Genomic DNA, 18335 nt, shown 5'->3' on the forward strand with positions numbered 1-18335 from the left:
CTGGAGGTCTTTTTTTAGATATATGAAGATTATTAAGTATATAGGAATTTTAGTGTTAAGTATAACTGTTTTGAGTTGTAATGATAAGGCTAAACAATATGAAGATATAAAGTATAATGACTACTTACTATCTAAAGTAGATAGTTTAGAGTCTAAAATTGATGATTTAATTAAGAATGTAGAAGTAGGTAGAGATAGCATAACAATAAGAAATGCTTTTATAAAAAGTAGATTAGCTTACAAAGAGATAGAATGGGCAGTGTCTTATTTTTTACCACATACGAGTAAGGCTATTAATGGCCCAGCATTAGACCAATTAGACTTAGATGAGAATAAGTTTATTCCAGCTGAGGGATTTCAGGTTGTAGAGGAATATCTATATCCTACTTTTGCCTCTTCTCAAGAGAAAGACTTGCTCTTGGATTCTAAGAGATTGAAGAACTTTGCTCATACTATGCGCAAGAATTTTGAAGTAATTACTATTTCAGATGCTTTGGTATTAGAAGCATTAAAAATGGAAGTATTCCAAATAACAGCTTTAGGGATTACAGGGTTTGATACTCCTGCTAGTAAACTTCAATTTGTAGAAGCCACAGCTAGTCTTCAAGGTGTAAAGAATGTACTAACACTATCTAAAAAATGGGGAGATAAAGAGAGTGTTCAACAACTGACTGTATTACTAGATAAGGCAATCGAGATTTGTAAACAGAATCCTAGTAAAACTACATTTGATTATCTAGAGTTTATAACTACCTATTTAGATCCTGTGTCTAAAGGAATTGTGGAATTACAAAAAGAACTAGGTATTCCATTTAATGATGGTAATCAGGTGGTAAAAGGTAGTATGGCTTCTTTATTTGATGAGAACGCAGTTAATCTGAATGCGTTTTTACCAGATTCTACTTACTATTTAACTCCTGCTAAAGTAGCATTAGGAAAAGAGTTGTTTTTTGATAATAAATTATCAAAAGATGGGGCTAGAAGCTGTGCTGACTGTCATCATAGTGATAAGGCGTATAGCGATGGTCTTAAAACAGCACTAGATTTAAAAGGAAAACCATTGCAACGCAATACTCCATCCTTAAACTATGCGGCTTATTATCACGGACAATTTTGGGATATGCGTAGTGTAACATTAGAGAGTCAATCATCTGATGTAATCACTAATAAGGATGAGATGCATGGTGATCTAAAAGAGATAGTAGAGCATTTAAATAAGACAAATCATTATAAAAAGAAATTTGAAACAGTATATAAGAGTGATAAAGATATAGAAGTATGGCAATTAGAAAATGCTTTGGCTTCTTTCATTCGTTCGTTATCTGTGTTTAACTCTCGTTTTGATCAGTATATGAGGGGGGATAAAATGGCTATGAATGAGCAAGAGAAGAGAGGTTTTAACTTATTCGTTGGAAAAGCTCAGTGTGCTACTTGTCATTTTATGCCGTTGTTTAATGGGACTGTACCTCCATATTTTACTAATTCAGAACAAGAGGTACTAGGTGTGCCAGCAGATAAGGGAGGGAAAATGCTAGATGCTGATTTGGGAAGATTTGTTTATAATACTGATTTAGCGCAATTAAAGCATTCATTTAAAACGCCAACTGTTAGAAATATTGGCGAGAGTGGGCCTTATATGCACAATGGAGTCTATGAAACCTTAGAAGAAGTAATGGATTTTTATAATAAAGGAGGGGGATTAGGCCTAGGATTAAAAGTAGATAGTCAAACATTACCAGAAGATAAACTGGAGTTAACAACACAAGAGATTGGTGATATTGTCGCTTTTATGAAAGCATTAAGTGATCAATCTAAAAAATAGAAGAAAGCTCATAATACATAATTTGTGTTATGAGTTTTTTCTTGTTTATATATAGATTAAAAAATGTACTTTTAACTTTAAATATAAGAAAGTACAATATGGGTTTTTTTGATAAAATATTTGGAAAGAATGTGAAAGAGTCGAATTTAGTAGAGTTAGAAGCACAGTATGGTGTGTTTTGGGACTGGTTTAAAAGTAACGAAGCTGAATTTAAGAAAACAATAGAAACACACGATCGTGTAGTTGAGGATTTTATTGATATTGTTGGTCCTAAACTTAAAGAAATCAACAAGGATTTTAATATGCTTACAGGAATGGGAAAAGATGGAGTAGGTGAATTGATTATTACTCCAGATGGACGTGTAAGAGCTTTACCATTTATAGAAGACTTTATTTCATCTGCACCTTCTATTGAGGGGTGGCGATTTATTAGCTGTAAGCCTAGTACTAAAGGAATAGGTCTTAATATGGGCGACTTTGTATTAAATGAAGATACGATTTCGTTTATTCCTATTCATACTGAAGGTTATCCTGATTATATACATTTGCGCTTTATTATTAAAGAGTGTACACCAGAAAATGAGGAAGAATTAGGTAATGCATTGTTTATATTTTTAGATAACTATTTAGGGGAAATGGAAACTATGACAATGATAGATTATTTAGAAGTTAAAGGAGAAGAAAGTATTGATGGAGAGTTGGTTCCTATGTCTAAGTTAAGTGATTATTTAAGATATAGAGAAGCGGAATTCGTTGAGAAATATGATGGAGTAAAGCACAATAGTGATAATGATAGTTATTCGATATTAGAAGGGAACAATAATAATGCTCCATTGATAGCAGTTGTCAATACTTCGTTCTTAAACTGGGAGCAAAAGATGTCTTACCCTTGGGTGGTAAAAATGTCTATTCAATATCAAGGTAATGAAAATGGTATGCCGTCCAAAAGTGATGTTGCTGTGATGGATGAAATAGAAGACTTAGTTGTAGAATCTGCAGGTGTTAATAGTGTAGCTAGAGAGACAGGTTCTAATGAACGAACTTTGTTTTTCGCTACGCGTGATTATAAGAATGCTTCTAGGGAGGTGCAGAAGACCATCAGTCTGTTTACAGATAAATTTGATATAGATTATACTATTTATAGAGATAAATACTGGATGGGATTAGAAGTATATACAAATGCAATCAATAATAATTAATGGCTAAGTAGTCATAGTCTTTTTAGAAAGTAAGTTAATTTTTTAAACTTTTAGTTTTTAAATATATATAAGCACATAGATTACTATGTGCTTTTTTTATATCTATTTAGAAATGAGAATAAATGAAAATATAAAGAAATAAATTGACAGAATTATTGTTATAATGAATAGATAAAATGTGTTAAAACAAGTAGAATTCATAAAAAGACAAGATTTGGAAATATGAAAATCTAAATAGTTATTCTATATTTGGGATGCTAAAAAAATAACTATGAAAATTTTAATATCACCTGCTAAGAGTTTAGATTACACAACAGCGGTGCCTGTAGATAAAACAACAAAACCTTCTTTTGTGAAAGAGTCAAAAGTAGTGAATGAGGTATTACAGTCTAAAACACCAATGGATTTAGAAGATTTGATGAAAATATCTAATAATCTAGCAGAATTAAACTGGAAGAGAAACCAAGAGAGAAGCTATGTGAAAAAAGTTGGAAAAGAGAAAGACTTTAGACAAGCTGTATTTGCTTTTAATGGCGATGTTTATACGGGTTTAGATGCGTATAGTTTAACTCCAGAGAAAATCGAAGTACTACAAGATAAGTTGAGAATATTATCAGGACTTTATGGTCTTTTAAAACCTTTAGATGAAATAGAGCCTTATCGCTTAGAGATGGGGACTAAGATGAGAGTGGGGGAGAATGCTAATTTATATGAATTCTGGAAACCAATATTAGCTGATGCGTTAAACAAGGAAATGAAACAAGATGAATTGTTGATTAACCTTGCGAGTAATGAATACTTTAGCGCAATAGATAAAAAAGTACTCAAAGGAACTTTAGTTACACCTGATTTTAAAGAGTTAAGAGATGGTAAGCTAAAAACAATAAGTTTTTATGCAAAAAAAGCTAGGGGACTAATGGTTCGCTATATCATAGATAATAACGTTACTGATATAGATGGATTAAAGAAGTTTAATGTAGATGGGTATGCGTGGAGTGAGGCAGATTCTAAAGGGAATAATCTAGTATTTACAAGATAAAATTATATATACCACCAAAATAAAAATATGGAAACAGTACATTATATTTCTTCTGATGTGTTTACGATTGAGAAATTACAAGAAATCATAACACAAGGAAAAAAGATACAACTATCTGAAGAGGCGAGAGCTAATATTGTTAATTGTCGCATGTATTTAGATGAAAAAATGGCTAAACAAGAAGATCCTATATATGGGATTAATACTGGTTTTGGTTCGTTGTGTAATGTGAAAATTGACAATGATAATTTATCTCAATTGCAAGAGAATTTAATGATGTCTCATGCATGTGGAACGGGAGAGATTGTTCCTGAAGAGATAGTGAAAATCATGTTGTTGTTAAAAGTAAAATCGTTAAGTTATGGTAACTCTGGTGTTCAACTAGAAACTGTAGAGCGCTTAATGGATTTCTTTAATAACGATATCTTGCCAGTAGTTTATAATCAAGGTTCTTTAGGGGCATCAGGAGATTTATCTCCACTAGCTCATTTAACGTTACCTCTTATTGGAGAAGGCGAAGTGTTCTGTGATGGATTTAGACAGCCAGCACGTAAAGTATTAGAGCGCAACGGATGGGAGCCGATAAAACTTAAGTCTAAAGAAGGATTAGCATTGCTAAACGGAACTCAGTTTATGAGTGCTTATGGATGCTATATACTATTAAAAGCAAAAAAACTATCTTATTTAGCTGATGTTATTGGAGCTATTTCTCTAGAAGGATTTGATGGTAGAATAGAGCCGTTTAATGAGTTGATTCACTATGTAAGACCTCATAAGGGACAGATTGAAACTGCACAATTCTTTAATGAGATTTTAGAGGATTCAGAGTTGATTAATCGCCCTAAAGAACATGTACAAGATCCTTACTCTTTTAGATGTATTCCACAAGTACATGGAGCGTCAAAAGATGCTATTGATTATGTGAATAGAGTGTTTAAAACAGAGATTAACTCTGTGACAGATAATCCTAATATTTTCTACAAAGAAGATATTATCGTGTCAGGGGGTAACTTCCATGGACAGCCTTTAGCATTAGCTTTAGATTTCTTAGGAATAGCGTTAGCTGAACTAGGAAGTATCTCTGAGCGTCGTACTTATCAGTTAATCTCAGGATTAAGAGGATTGCCTCATTTTTTAGTATCTAATCCTGGATTAAACTCTGGATTCATGATTCCACAATATACTGCTGCAAGTATAGTGAGTCAAAATAAACAATTAGCTACTCCTGCAAGTGTTGATAGTATTGTATCTAGTAATGGACAAGAAGATCACGTAAGTATGGGAGCTAATGGAGCAACTAAAGCTCTGAGAATAGTAGATAATTTAGAGCGTATCTTAGCGATAGAATTAATGAATGCGACTCAGGCATTAGAATTTAGACGTCCTGCTAAGTCAAGTGAATTTATTGAGTCTTTTGTGAAAATCTATAGAGAAGAAGTATCTTTTGTAGATGTTGATAGAATTCTTCATTACGATATTGAAAAATCAATTGCATTCTTAAATTCGTTTCAAATTGAACTAGAAGCATAAGAATTGTAAATTTTGTATAATAATTAGGACTAACCGCATCTTTATATTAAAAAAAGGTGCGGTTTTTTTAATATATGCTTATATTTGTAAGTGTTTATAAAAATGACTTTAATTGGCTTATATTAATAAACTTAAAATCTTAAATGACCCTATCTATGGGTTTGTCACAATACCAAATTCATTGGTATATGATTTGATTGAGCATCCTTACTTTCAGCGATTGAGAAGAATTTCTCAAATGGGAGTTTCTTATCTAGTTTATCCTGGAGCTCATCACACTCGTTTTCACCATGCTTTAGGCTGTATGCACTTGATGCAAAAAGCGGTACAAGTTTTGAGGTTTAAAAGTGTTTCTATATCTGAAGAAGAAGAAAATGCTCTATATGTAGCTATTCTTTTACACGATATTGGACATGGACCATTCTCTCATGCTATGGAAGAAAGTATTGTAGAAGGTGTACATCACGAGGAGATTTCAATTCTTTTTATGAATAGATTGAATAAAGAGTTTAATGGGAAATTAGACTTAGCAATTAAGATATTTAAAGGAGAGTATCACCGTAAGTTTATGTTGCAATTGATTTCTGGTCAGTTGGATATGGATAGAATGGATTACCTTAAACGTGATAGTTTTTATAGTGGTGTTGCTGAGGGGAATATTAATTCAGAGAGACTTATTCAAATGTTGAATGTAGTTAATGATGAATTAGTAGTTGAGAAAAAAGGGATTTATTCTGTAGAGATGTTCTTGATAGCACGTCGATTAATGTATTGGCAAGCATACTTACACAAGACTAGTGTATGTGCAGAGTTAATATTAGTTCGTGTCTTAAAAAGAGCAAAAGAACTAACGCATAAAGGAGTAGAGTTATGGTGTAGTGAATCTTTACAGTTCTTTTTGAAAAATCAGATTGACGAAGAGGATTTTGATAATATAGGGTTAGAAAAATTTGCTTTACTTGATGACTCTGATATATTAGGAGCTTTAAAATCATGGCAATTCCATAATGACTTTATTTTGTCAGAATTGAGTAAGATGATAATTAATAGAGAGCTATTACGTATAGAATTTGTCTCAGATAAAGAAGAAACTAAATTAAAGTTAAATAATATGCTTGAAAAGGTTTCTAAGAAATATTCGCTTTCAGCAGAGGCTAGTAAGTACTTTGTGTTTAAAGGGAAAATGGAGAATCAAGCGTATAGTAAAGATAAAGAGCCTATTATGATACTTAAAAAAGATGGAACAACAAAAGATGTACTGTCTGTGTCAGATGAGCTAAACTTAAAATCATTGACGAAAGTGATAACAAAGTATTTCGTTTGTTATCCAAAAAACGTTTTTGAAAGTTAAATTTCAATTATATTTTATATTTTTGCCGTAATGAAAATAGCAGCGGAACAAATAGCATCAGTTTTAGGAGGAGAAATTGTGGGTAATCCTGCAGTGGAAGTTAGTACATTGGCTAAAATAGAGGAGGGGACTGAAGGGTCTATTTCTTTTTTAGCTAATCCTAAATATGCTCATCATATATATACTACTAAAGCATCAGTAGTAATCGTAAACAAAACATTCGAACCAGAGCATCCTGTTTCTGCTACCTTAATTAAGGTAGACGAGGCATATAAGGCATTCTCTAAATTACTAGAGTACTATAATCAGGTTAAACTTATGAAGTCTGGTATAGAACAACCTTCAGTAATTTCGGAAGGTGTAGAATATGGAGAAGATCTTTATCTTGGAAGCTTTTGTTATATTGGTAAAAATGTAAAAATTGGTAATAACGTTAAGATATATCCAAATACTTTTATAGGTGACAATGCTCAAATTGGCGATAATACTGTGTTGTTCGCTGGAGTACGTATTTATTCTGAAACTGTAATTGGACAAAACTGTACACTACATGCTGGTGTAATAGTTGGATCTGATGGTTTTGGTTTTGCACCTAATGAAGATGGAACATTTAATAAAGTACCTCAAATCGGGAATGTTATTATAGAGGATAACGTAGAGATAGGAGCTGCTTCTACTATAGATAGAGCTACATTAGGTTCTACTATTATCCGAAAAGGAGTTAAATTAGATAATCAAATTCAGATTGCTCACAATGTAGAAATTGGTGAGAACACTGTTATCGCCTCTCAAACTGGAGTTGCTGGATCTACTAAGATAGGTAAGAACTGTATGATAGGTGGACAAGTTGGGATAGTAGGACATATCATAATAGGTGATAATGTACGTATCCAAGCTCAGTCAGGAGTAACTAAAAACTTAGAAAATGGGGCAGCTGTACAGGGAAGTCCTGCATTGCCACATAGTGACTTCTTGAAATCATATAGCTACTTTAAGAACTTCTCAAAGATAGTGAGTGATATAGATTCAATTAAAAAGAAAATAAACGAATAGCCTTTCGAAATACTTAAAGAAATTTAATTATGGTTAAACAAAAAACCATCCAAAGCGAAGTAACACTTAATGGTGTAGGTTTACATACAGGTCAGATGGTAACAATGACTTTAAAACCAGCTCCAGTTAATAATGGATTTACTTTTGTACGTGTGGATTTAGAGGGACATCCAATTATCGAAGCGGATGCTAATTATGTTGTGAATACACAACGTGGTACAAACCTTGAGAAAAAAGGAGTTAAAATACAAACAACAGAGCACGTATTAGCTGCTTTCGTTGGATGTGATTTAGACAACGTAATTATAGAATTAAATGCTTCTGAACCACCTATTATGGATGGGTCTTCTAAGTATTTTGTTGAAGCTGTAGAAAAAGCAGGTATCGTAGAACAAGATGCAGAGCGTGAGGAATACATCGTTAAAGAGGTAATTTCTTTTGTAGATGAACAAACAGGAAGCGAAATTATAGTAATGCCTTCAGATAGTTACCAAGTGACTGCAATGGTTGACTTTGGTACTAAAGTATTAGGTACTCAAAATGCTACTTTAAAATCTATGTCTGATTTTAAAGCAGAAATCTCAGAAGCTCGTACTTTTAGTTTCCTACATGAGTTAGAAGCATTATTAGCTAATGGTCTAATCAAAGGAGGAGATTTAAACAATGCTATTGTATATGTAGATAAAGAAATATCTCCAGAAACAATGGGACATCTTAAAAAAGCGTTTGGTAAAGATGAGATTACAGTTAAACCAAATGGAGTTTTAGATAACTTAACTCTACATTATCCCAATGAGGCTGCTCGTCATAAATTACTTGATGTAATCGGTGACTTAGCTTTAATAGGGACAAGAATTAGAGGTAAAGTGATTGCTAATAAACCTGGACACTCAGTGAATACTAATTTTGCTAAGAAATTGTCTAAGATTATTCGCAATGAGAAACGCAATCAAGTTCCTTCTTATGATTTACATGCAGAGCCATTAATGGACGTTAATAAGATTATGTCATTATTGCCTCACAGACCTCCATTCTTATTAGTTGATAAGATTTTAGAAATGTCTGATAAGCACGTAGTAGGTCTTAAGAATGTGACAATGAATGAGCCTTTCTTTGTTGGACACTTCCCAGGAGCACCTGTAATGCCAGGAGTTTTAATTTGTGAAGCTATGGCTCAATCAGGAGGTATCTTAATCTTAAGTACTGTACCAGATCCTGAGAACTATTTAACTTTCTTCATGAAAATGGATAATGTTAAGTTTAAAAATAAAGTACACCCTGGAGATACATTAGTATTTAAATTGGAGTTAATCACTCCTATTAGAAGAGGGATATGTCATATGCAAGGATATGCGTATGCAAACGGAAAATTAGTAGCTGAAGCTGAATTAATGGCTCAGATTTCAAAAATAACAAATAACTAAGAATATGAATCAGCCTTTAGCATATGTACATCCTGGAGCTAAGATAGCTAGAAATGTTGTTATTGAACCGTTTACAACTATACATAATAATGTTGAAATCGGGGAGGGAACATGGATAGGATCTAATGTTACGATTATGGAAGGAGCTCGCATCGGTAAAAATTGTAAGATTTTCCCAGGAGCGGTTATTTCAGCAGAGCCACAAGATTTAAAATTCGAAGGAGAGATTACAACAGTTGAGATAGGTGATAATACAACTATCAGAGAATGTGTAACAATCAATAGAGGAACAAAAGATAGATACAAAACAGTTATCGGTGAGAATTGTTTAATTCAAGCTTATAGCCACATTGCTCACGACTGTATAGTTGGGAACAATTGTATTTTCTCTAACTCAAGTACTTTAGCAGGACACGTTACTATAGGAGACTATGTAGTGTTAGCTGGATTAGTAGCGGTACACCAGTTCTGTACTATTGGATCGCATTCTTTTGTGACGGGAGGTACTTTAGTTCGTAAAGATGTGCCACCTTATATCAAAGCAGCACGTGAACCTATTTCTTATGCAGGTATTAACTCTGTAGGATTAAGAAGAAGAGGTTACGAACCAGAGAAAATTAGAGAGATTCAAGAAATATACCGTATTCTTTATCAAAAGAATTATAATACTAGTCAAGCACTAGAAATTATAGAGGCGGATATGGAAGCAACTCCAGAAAGAGATGAAGTTTTAATGTTTATCCGTAATTCTTCTAGAGGAATTATGAGAGGATATTCAGGAATATATTAGTAATACTAAATTAAATTAAAGAATGGCAACAACAGCTGATATTAGAAATGGTTTATGTATCCAATACAACAATGATATTTATAAAATTGTTGAGTTTTTACACGTTAAACCAGGAAAAGGGCCTGCATTTGTTAGAACAAAAATGAGAAGCGTTACTAATGGAAGAGTATTAGAAAATACTTTTTCAGCTGGTCACAAAATAGAAACAGTAAGAGTAGAGACACATAAGTTCCAATATTTATACCCAGAGGGAGATCAATTCCACTTCATGAATGTTGAGACATATGAGCAAATCACTCTTTTAAAAGATGTATTAGATGCTCCTGAATTATTAAAAGAAGGTGAGACTGTAATGGTACAAATTAATTCAGATACTGAATTACCATTAGCAGTAGATATGCCAGCTTCTGTAATTTTAGAAGTAACTTATGCTGAGCCAGGAGTAAAAGGAAATACAGCAACTAATGCTACTAAACCTGCTACTGTAGAAACTGGAGCAACTATCAATGTACCTTTATTCATCAACGAAGGTGATAAAATTAAGATTGATACATCAAATAGCGCTTATATGGAGCGTATTAAGGAGTAATCACTTTTATAACGAAGTAAGATGCGTTTTGCAAAAGTTCAAGATTTACAAACTATAGCTGAGATTATCGGTTGTGAATATGTGGGGGATTCAAACTTTCCAGTTTATGGAATGAATGAGATTCACGTTGTTCAAGAAGGTGAAATTGTGTTTGTAGATCACCCAAAATATTATGATAAAGCATTAAACTCTAATGCAACGATTATATTGATTAATAAGGATGTAGAATGCCCAGCGGGTAAAGCATTGTTGATATCAGATGATCCGTTTAGAGATTTTAATAAATTATCTAAGTTCTTTAATCCATTTAAACCAGCAACAGAAGTTCGCGCTAAAGATGCTGTAATTGGAGAAGGAACAATCATACAACCTAATGTGTTTATTGGACATAATGTTGTTATTGGTAAGAACTGTGTAATCCATCCTAATGTGGTTCTTTATGATGGTACTGTAATCGGGGATAACGTAGTTATTCACGCTGGTGCTATCTTAGGTGCTGATGCGTTCTATTATAAAAAGAGACCTGAAGGGTTTGATCCATTAGTATCTTGTGGTAGAGTAGTTATCGAAGATAACGTTGGTATCGGTGCTTTATGTACTATAGATAGAGGGGTAACAGGAGATACTACTATAAAAGAAGGAGCAAAAATTGACAATCAAGTTCACATTGGACATGATACTGTTATTGGTGTTCGTTGTTTAATAGCAGCACAATGTGGTATTGCAGGTTGTGTTGTTATTGAAGATGAAGTAACTCTTTGGGGACAAGTAGGTACTACTAGTGGTATTACTATTGGAACTAAAGCAGTTGTTTTAGCTCAATCAGGAGTTTCTAAGTCATTAGCTGGTGGTAAAGTTTATTTTGGATATCCTGCAGAGGAATCTAGAGATAAATTAAAGCAATTAGCTAGTATTAAGAGGATTCCAGAGCTTATAGAAAAGACTAAGAATATATAATAGATAGCTAATAAACTGTCATTAATATAGAAAGCTAAGTCTTAAAATGAAAAATGTTATTAATTAATCAATTAAACTTGGTTATAAGGGAGTAAAAAGTTTTAATAGTAATTAGAATTGTTTATTTTTGTGTAAGTAAGTTTAAATAAATAAAAACAAGATCATGAGTGTTTTAGTAAATAAAGATTCAAAAATAATCGTTCAGGGATTTACTGGAAGTGAAGGAACATTCCACGCTTCACAAATGATTGAGTACGGAACAAACGTAGTAGGTGGTGTAACTCCAGGTAAAGGAGGATCAATGCACTTAGATCGTCCAGTATTCAACACAGTATCAGAAGCAGTAGAGAAAGCAGGTGCAGATACATCTATTATCTTCGTACCACCAGCATTCGCAGCTGATGCAGTTATGGAAGCAGCTGATGCAGGTATCAAAGTAATTATCTGTATTACAGAAGGTATTCCAGTAGCTGATATGATCAAAGCTTATGATTACATTCAAGGTAGAGACTGTAGATTAGTAGGTCCTAACTGTCCAGGTGTTATTACTCCAGGTGAAGCTAAAGTTGGTATTATGCCAGGTTTCGTTTTCAAAAAAGGAACTGTTGGAATCGTTTCTAAATCAGGAACTTTAACTTATGAAGCTGCTGACCAAGTTGTAAAACAAGGTTTAGGTATTACTACAGCTATCGGTATCGGTGGTGACCCAATTATCGGAACTACTACTAAAGAAGCTATTCAATTATTAATGGCTGATCCAGAAACTGAAGCTATCATCATGATTGGTGAAATCGGTGGACAATTAGAAGCTGATGCTGCTCGTTGGATTAAAGAAAACGGTAACAAAAAACCTGTTATTGGATTTATCGCTGGAGAAACTGCTCCAAAAGGTAGAACAATGGGACATGCTGGTGCTATCGTAGGTGGAGCTGATGATACAGCTGCTGCTAAAAAACGTATCATGGCTGAGTGTGGAATCCACGTTGTAGATTCTCCTGCTGAGATTGGTAAAAAAGTAAAAGAAGTTTTAGGATAATAATTCTAGAATACTGAAATAAGAAAAGCCTATACATTATTGTATAGGCTTTTTTAATTATTATAGTTTTCCTAAATTTTAATATTCGACTCTTAGTTAAGAATATTTTTAAATATTGAAAATTCAGAGCATTAATATATCGTCTCTTTTATAGTCAATTTGATTTATTTCTATTATTTCGCCTTTTATTTATTGGAAATGTTTAAGAAGTACTTCTTAAGTTATAGTTAAAACATGATAATAATGCAATGATATTTGTCACTTTGATTTGCTATTTGTTTTAGTATTAACTTTAAAAGTAATAAAATGATTAAAATAGCTTAAATATTTGTCTTAATAGAAAACTTCTGTATATTGTAATCGAGTTACTGAAAGGATAATTAGGTTAGAGCCTATTATCAGTAATCCCTAAATTAGAACCCTAACCAAACTATAACTATAACAATTGAAAGATTGTTTTATTTCAAAAAAGAGACTCTGTTAAGAGTCTCTTTTTTATTTATTTGTCGTCTCTAATAGATATAAGTAAGCAGGTGGAAGGTGATGTGTCATAATATTATCCGTTTTATGAAACTTTTCTTGATAATTATCGTTTAATATTCCATCTAATATTACAGGATTGCTACATCTACTGTAATTACTGTTTTGACTATACTTAGGTTCTTCTAATTCTGGTAGTTGTTTGTGTATAAAATTAAATACAAAAGATCCAAGGTATTTATTATACCTCTTTACACTTTTTTGAGGAGGATTTTTTAAAGAGTTAAAAATGTTCTTTGCAAATACTCTCTTAGGCCAAGGAACTTTATTTAGAGCTTTTTTGACTTCACCTTCGGATAAGGGACTTATTTCATTAAAATCCTTAAAGGTCTGTGAAGTAGGAGGTAACTCTGGTACCCAATCTTGAGTATTTATAACTGAATAACTCCATGCTCCAGCAAGTTTTTCATACTGATAACTGAAGTATAAGTTACCTGGTTTAGGAGGTGCTATTGCATAAGTTTTAATTACTAAATCTTTTGGAAGTTTTCCTAGTAGTTGTTGGTTTAACAGATTGGCTGTGATAAGATATGCTATAGCTGCTCCTTGACTATGACCAGAAACAATAAATTCCTTTTGGTTAAGTTTTACTAAGCTATCAATTTTTGGTTGTATATCTTGCATAAGATATAAGGATGCGATAGTCCAGCCTGCATGTACTGTAGCTCTTTTATCAGCAGATAAGTTATAAGTTACTTTTGTATTATTGTCAAGTTTTATTTCTCCTGATGATGGAATCATAGCAGCATAATAGTTCGCTAACCAACTCACACCTTTGTTTACAGAACCTCTAATAGCAATTTCATAGACATTATTTTGCTTATCATGATAAAGCCCCCATTGATTTGTTAGCCCCATTTCTGGAGATCTATAAATATTAGTATACCCAGTTAATTTGTAAAGTGAGTCATTTGGGTATGTTTTTTGTATATCTGTAGCTATTTGTAAGCTATTGTATATTTCTTTAGTATTTACCATTGGTTTTAGATTTTGTCCAAAACTACTGGTAGAAGAAAGAAGTAAGAGTATGAAAATTCGTTTAAACATTGGAATTAAGTAATTATGATAAACTTCTAATTGATTGTCTTAATCAAAGTTAATGTTTTAAATTTTTTTATTCAGCTTTAAAATTTATAAATTAGAGATAAACTTTAAAAAGATAGATATGGCTAATTCATTTGTAAAGACAGTTAAGAACAAGGTTAAACATTGGTATATACCAGTAATATTAGGTGTATTATTTATAGTCGGTGGAGTATATATGTTCAATACTCCTATTACAGCATACGCTTCACTTACATTAATATTCAGTTATATGTTTTTAATAGCTGGTATTTCAGAGATTATTTTTGCATTCTCAAATCACGATCAACTTGACGGTTGGGGATGGATCTTATTTTCGGGGATTATCGATGTAGTATTGGGAACAATCTTAATTGGTACACCTACCTTATCTGCTGTTGTTCTTCCTATATATGTAGGATTTGGATTAATGTTCAGATCTATTAGAGGTATGGGGACTGCATTTGATTTAAAGAATTATGGTGTTAGATCATGGACAGGGCTTTTTGTTTTCGCATTATTAGGTTTGATGTTTTCATTCTGTATGTTGTGGAATCTTGAATTTGGAGCATTTACGATTGTGTATTGGACAGCGTTCTCTTTTATTCTATTAGGGTTATATAGTGTACTTTTTGGTTTTTTCTTAAGACGTATTAAAAAGTATTCAGGTAAAGTAGATCAAGAGCTATTAGATCGTTATGAACAAATTAAAGAGGAGGTTAGAAAGAAACTACATGATGAGTAACTTAATATTTTTATAAAATTACAATCTGTAGCAAAATATTTTATACTTTGCACCAACTAATAAAAATAGATTATGAAAAAAATTGCAATGTTATTCGCTTTTGTAGCTACTACACTTTTAGCAGCAGGATGTGAGGGACCTTCTGGTCCACAAGGGCCTCCAGGACCAAATATTTTTCCACACGTACAAGAGGTGAAGTTATCTTTTGATCAAAATTTGGAAAATAAATTTCAGAGTCAATCAGTGAAACATCCTGTAGAATTATATAAAGGAGATGTCGTATTGGTTTATGTAATGGACTCTCAAGATAGTAATGGTAATCCTGTTTGGAGCCCATTGCCTCGACGTTTTTTTGTTGATGTAGTAGAAGGAAGTAACAAGGTTAGAAAAGAATTAGAATATAGTTATGTATTTTCTCCTTCAAATGTATTAATTGAAGCATTAGCAGATGCTCCTTTAAAACATTTTAATGGAAGTGGAAAAGAAGGCGATTTAGGATATTTAAAGAATATGTACTTTAGATTAGTTTATATTCCAGGTCAAGATCCACAAAGACAATCTAATAATGTAAGTAAATCTGTAGAAGCAGGTAATACAACATTATCATACGAAGAGGCTGTACGTAAGTATAACTTAGAAGGTGTAAAAGTAGTTAAGAACTACTAGTTAATAATGATAGTATATAAAAGAGGGGTAGAAACATTGTTTCTACCCTTTTTTTATTCATATAGCTCAATAAAAATAGGGGGTATGTATTTTAATAATACTATTTTTAAAAATAATAATAAAAAAATAAGGGGGTGTGTATTGTTTTTAGCCTCTTTTATGTAAATTTGCACTTACAAACAGGGGGTGTCCCTTCAAAAACTATTAATTATGTCAACATTTCGTTTTCGAGCAATTGAAAAAGCAGCATCTAGAGAAGCTGTAAAGGTAGAAGAACTGGGTAGAAAATCATTGATCTTTGGTGATCACGTATTTAATGACAAGTCGATGCGACAATTTTTAACTCCTGAAGCTTACCAGGCAGTTAAGAATGCACAACTAGGAATTAAAATAGACCGTAGATTAGCTGAGTACATTGCTTTGGGAATGAAAGAGTGGGCTTTGTCAAAAGGGGTAAGTCACTACACACACTGGTTTCAACCTTTAACTGGAACAACAGCTGAGAAACACGATGCGTTCTTTGAAACTTCATTTGATGGAGATCCTGTAGAGAAATTTAATGGTAGTCAATTAGTACAACAAGAGTCTGATGCATCAAGCTTCCCTAATGGAGGAATCAGAAATACATTCGAGGCTAGAGGATATACAGCTTGGGATCCAACATCACCTGCATTTATCTTTGGTTCTACTTTATGTATTCCAACTGTATTTATTTCTTATACAGGAGAAGCATTAGATAACAAGACACCTTTATTAAAAGCATTAAATGCAATAGATGATGCTGCGACTGAAGTAGCTAAATTCTTTGATAAAAACGTAAAAAAAGTAACTACTACATTAGGATGGGAACAAGAGTATTTCTTAGTAGACAGTGCTTTAGCTGCATCTAGACCTGATATTTTAACTACTGGTAGAACATTATTAGGACACACTGCTGCTAAAGGGCAACAACTTGATGATCACTATTTTGGTTCTATTCCAACTAGAGTATTGAACTATATGCGTGATTTAGAAAACCACTGTATATTATTAGGTATTCCAGTTAAAACTAGACATAACGAAGTAGCTCCTAACCAATTTGAGTTAGCGCCTATCTTCGAAGAGGCTAACTTAGCAGTAGATCACAACTCATTATTAATGGATGTGATGAAGAAAGTAGCTGAGAAACATCACTTTAAGGTGTTATTCCATGAAAAACCATTCAAAGGAGTTAATGGATCTGGAAAACACAATAACTGGTCATTAGCTACTGATACAGGGGTTAACTTATTAAGCCCAAGTAAGACTCCTAAGAGCAACTTACAGTTCTTAACATTCTTTATCAATACAATCAAGGCTGTTAATGACAATGAAGAATTACTAAGATCAGCTATTGCGTCTGCAAGTAATGATCACCGTCTAGGAGCGAATGAAGCACCACCAGCAATTATGTCTGTATTTATTGGACAACAATTGACTAAAGTGCTTAATGAACTTAAAGAAGTTACAGATGGTAAGTTATCTCCAGAAGAGAAAACAGACCTTAAGTTAAATGTAGTTGGTAAAATTCCAGATGTATTACTTGATAATACAGATAGAAATAGAACTTCACCATTCGCCTTTACAGGTAATAAATGGGAGTTTAGAGCAGTAGGATCTACAGCTAACTGTGCTGGTCCAATGACTGTATTAAACACTATCGTAGCTAAACAATTAAAAGATTTCAAAATTGAAGTAGATACTTTAGTAGAGAAAGACGGATTGAAGAGAGATGAGGCGATCTTTAATGTATTAAGAGAGTATATTAAAGACAGTGAAAGAATTCTTTTTGAAGGAGATGGATACGGTGATGAATGGGAGAAAGAAGCTGAAAAAAGAGGATTAAGTAATAATAAAACAACTCCTTCTGCTTTGAGAATTAAGAAAGATCCTAAGGTTATTTCTGTATTCGAAGAGATGGGAGTAATGACTAGTGTGGAGATGCACGCTAGATATGAAATAGAATTAGAAGAGTATGTAAAACGTATTCAGATAGAAGGACGTGTATTAGGGGATATCGCTAGAAATCACGTAATACCTACGGCTATTAGATACCAAAACTTAGTAATTGACAATGTAAAAGGACTAAAAGAAATCTTCGGAACAGAGGACTTTGGAACTATCGCGGCAGAACAATTACAAATGATTAAAAAGATTTCTCATCATATCGAGCAGATTAATGCTAAAGTTACGGAGATGACTAACGAGCGTAAGAAAGCTAATCTTATTGAAGATGTAGAACAGCAGGCTCACGCATACTGTGATACTGTAAAACCATATTTTGATATTATCCGTTACCACAGTGATAAGTTAGAAATTATGGTTGATAACGAACTTTGGACTTTAACTAAATACAGAGAGTTGTTATTTACAAACTAGGATTTAAGTGATAAATTGCATAAAAGATGACTTTAGCGTATAGCTAGGTCATCTTTTTTTATTTATAGATACTTCAATAGGTTTTTATACTTATAATTAATTGTTTAATAGTGTTTTAGGTTGTTGTTTCTTAAT

General features: G+C 32.8%; 15 protein-coding genes. 14 read left to right on the plus strand and 1 reads right to left on the minus strand.

Features of this window, described 5'->3' with window-relative positions; genetic code table 11:
* Nucleotides 1-22: 22 nt before the first annotated feature.
* From BMX53_RS05450 to sucD, 11 genes are all read left to right on the plus strand, one after another.
* Nucleotides 23-1822 (plus strand): cytochrome-c peroxidase, encoded by a 1800-nt coding sequence (locus BMX53_RS05450; protein WP_074744996.1) that lies wholly within the window; start codon nt 23-25, stop codon nt 1820-1822.
* Between the two features lie 98 nt (nt 1823-1920).
* Nucleotides 1921-3021, plus strand: coding sequence for a DUF695 domain-containing protein (locus BMX53_RS05455; protein ID WP_038987681.1), 1101 nt, complete (start codon nt 1921-1923; stop codon nt 3019-3021).
* 271 nt (nt 3022-3292) lie between these two features.
* Nucleotides 3293-4060, plus strand: coding sequence for a peroxide stress protein YaaA (yaaA, locus tag BMX53_RS05460; RefSeq protein ID WP_074744998.1), 768 nt, complete (start codon nt 3293-3295; stop codon nt 4058-4060).
* Between the two features lie 27 nt (nt 4061-4087).
* On the plus strand, nt 4088-5590 hold the full coding sequence (gene hutH, locus BMX53_RS05465; protein WP_038987670.1) for a histidine ammonia-lyase: 1503 nt from the start codon (nt 4088-4090) through the stop codon (nt 5588-5590).
* Nucleotides 5591-5702: 112 nt separating this feature from the next.
* On the plus strand, nt 5703-6941 hold the full coding sequence (locus tag BMX53_RS05470) for an HD domain-containing protein (protein WP_074745000.1): 1239 nt from the start codon (nt 5703-5705) through the stop codon (nt 6939-6941).
* Between the two features lie 30 nt (nt 6942-6971).
* Nucleotides 6972-7994, plus strand: a complete 1023-nt coding sequence (gene lpxD / locus BMX53_RS05475) for a UDP-3-O-(3-hydroxymyristoyl)glucosamine N-acyltransferase (RefSeq protein WP_074745002.1) — start codon at nt 6972-6974, stop codon at nt 7992-7994.
* Between the two features lie 29 nt (nt 7995-8023).
* On the plus strand, nt 8024-9418 hold the full coding sequence (locus BMX53_RS05480) for a bifunctional UDP-3-O-[3-hydroxymyristoyl] N-acetylglucosamine deacetylase/3-hydroxyacyl-ACP dehydratase (protein WP_063175705.1): 1395 nt from the start codon (nt 8024-8026) through the stop codon (nt 9416-9418).
* 4 nt (nt 9419-9422) lie between these two features.
* Complete coding sequence (gene lpxA / locus BMX53_RS05485) at nt 9423-10208, plus strand: acyl-ACP--UDP-N-acetylglucosamine O-acyltransferase (RefSeq protein WP_038987665.1); 786 nt, start codon at nt 9423-9425, stop codon at nt 10206-10208.
* 22 nt (nt 10209-10230) lie between these two features.
* Nucleotides 10231-10797, plus strand: a complete 567-nt coding sequence (gene efp / locus BMX53_RS05490; RefSeq protein ID WP_038987664.1) for an elongation factor P — start codon at nt 10231-10233, stop codon at nt 10795-10797.
* Between the two features lie 21 nt (nt 10798-10818).
* Nucleotides 10819-11754 (plus strand): UDP-3-O-(3-hydroxymyristoyl)glucosamine N-acyltransferase, encoded by a 936-nt coding sequence (locus BMX53_RS05495; protein WP_038987663.1) that lies wholly within the window; start codon nt 10819-10821, stop codon nt 11752-11754.
* Nucleotides 11755-11917: 163 nt separating this feature from the next.
* Complete coding sequence (gene sucD, locus BMX53_RS05500; protein ID WP_074745004.1) at nt 11918-12790, plus strand: succinate--CoA ligase subunit alpha; 873 nt, start codon at nt 11918-11920, stop codon at nt 12788-12790.
* A 495-nt stretch (nt 12791-13285) separates the two neighbouring features.
* Here the strand turns inward: sucD and BMX53_RS05505 are convergent, their stop codons facing one another.
* Complete coding sequence (locus BMX53_RS05505) at nt 13286-14377, minus strand: lipase family protein (RefSeq protein WP_074745006.1); 1092 nt, start codon at nt 14375-14377, stop codon at nt 13286-13288.
* Between the two features lie 118 nt (nt 14378-14495).
* Between BMX53_RS05505 and BMX53_RS05510 the strand changes: the two genes are divergently transcribed.
* From BMX53_RS05510 to BMX53_RS05520, 3 genes are all read left to right on the plus strand, one after another.
* Nucleotides 14496-15137 carry an HdeD family acid-resistance protein gene (locus BMX53_RS05510; RefSeq protein WP_074745008.1) on the plus strand — a complete coding sequence of 214 codons (642 nt, stop codon included), beginning with the start codon at nt 14496-14498 and terminating at the stop codon, nt 15135-15137.
* A 72-nt stretch (nt 15138-15209) separates the two neighbouring features.
* A complete protein-coding gene (locus BMX53_RS05515) occupies nt 15210-15803 on the plus strand; it encodes a hypothetical protein (protein WP_074745010.1) in 594 nt (197 codons plus the stop codon).
* 210 nt (nt 15804-16013) lie between these two features.
* Nucleotides 16014-18200, plus strand: coding sequence for a glutamine synthetase III family protein (locus BMX53_RS05520; RefSeq protein ID WP_038987658.1), 2187 nt, complete (start codon nt 16014-16016; stop codon nt 18198-18200).
* The last annotated feature ends 135 nt before the right edge of the window (nt 18201-18335 follow it).

The organism is Myroides marinus, assembly GCF_900109075.1.
Lineage (GTDB): Bacteria > Bacteroidota > Bacteroidia > Flavobacteriales > Flavobacteriaceae > Flavobacterium > Flavobacterium marinum_A.

What these genes read in the sequence shown, in the direction of transcription:
- BMX53_RS05450 (WP_074744996.1), top strand. Translation starts at nt 23, where the DNA reads ATGAAGATTATTAAGTATATAGGAATTTTAGTGTTAAGTATAACTGTT.
- BMX53_RS05455 (WP_038987681.1), top strand. Translation starts at nt 1,921, where the DNA reads ATGGGTTTTTTTGATAAAATATTTGGAAAGAATGTGAAAGAGTCGAAT.
- yaaA (WP_074744998.1), top strand. Translation starts at nt 3,293, where the DNA reads ATGAAAATTTTAATATCACCTGCTAAGAGTTTAGATTACACAACAGCG.
- hutH (WP_038987670.1), top strand. Translation starts at nt 4,088, where the DNA reads ATGGAAACAGTACATTATATTTCTTCTGATGTGTTTACGATTGAGAAA.
- lpxD (WP_074745002.1), top strand. Translation starts at nt 6,972, where the DNA reads ATGAAAATAGCAGCGGAACAAATAGCATCAGTTTTAGGAGGAGAAATT.
- BMX53_RS05480 (WP_063175705.1), top strand. Translation starts at nt 8,024, where the DNA reads ATGGTTAAACAAAAAACCATCCAAAGCGAAGTAACACTTAATGGTGTA.
- lpxA (WP_038987665.1), top strand. Translation starts at nt 9,423, where the DNA reads ATGAATCAGCCTTTAGCATATGTACATCCTGGAGCTAAGATAGCTAGA.
- efp (WP_038987664.1), top strand. Translation starts at nt 10,231, where the DNA reads ATGGCAACAACAGCTGATATTAGAAATGGTTTATGTATCCAATACAAC.
- BMX53_RS05495 (WP_038987663.1), top strand. Translation starts at nt 10,819, where the DNA reads ATGCGTTTTGCAAAAGTTCAAGATTTACAAACTATAGCTGAGATTATC.
- sucD (WP_074745004.1), top strand. Translation starts at nt 11,918, where the DNA reads ATGAGTGTTTTAGTAAATAAAGATTCAAAAATAATCGTTCAGGGATTT.
- BMX53_RS05505 (WP_074745006.1), bottom strand. Translation starts at nt 14,377, where the DNA reads ATGTTTAAACGAATTTTCATACTCTTACTTCTTTCTTCTACCAGTAGT.
- BMX53_RS05510 (WP_074745008.1), top strand. Translation starts at nt 14,496, where the DNA reads ATGGCTAATTCATTTGTAAAGACAGTTAAGAACAAGGTTAAACATTGG.
- BMX53_RS05515 (WP_074745010.1), top strand. Translation starts at nt 15,210, where the DNA reads ATGAAAAAAATTGCAATGTTATTCGCTTTTGTAGCTACTACACTTTTA.
- BMX53_RS05520 (WP_038987658.1), top strand. Translation starts at nt 16,014, where the DNA reads ATGTCAACATTTCGTTTTCGAGCAATTGAAAAAGCAGCATCTAGAGAA.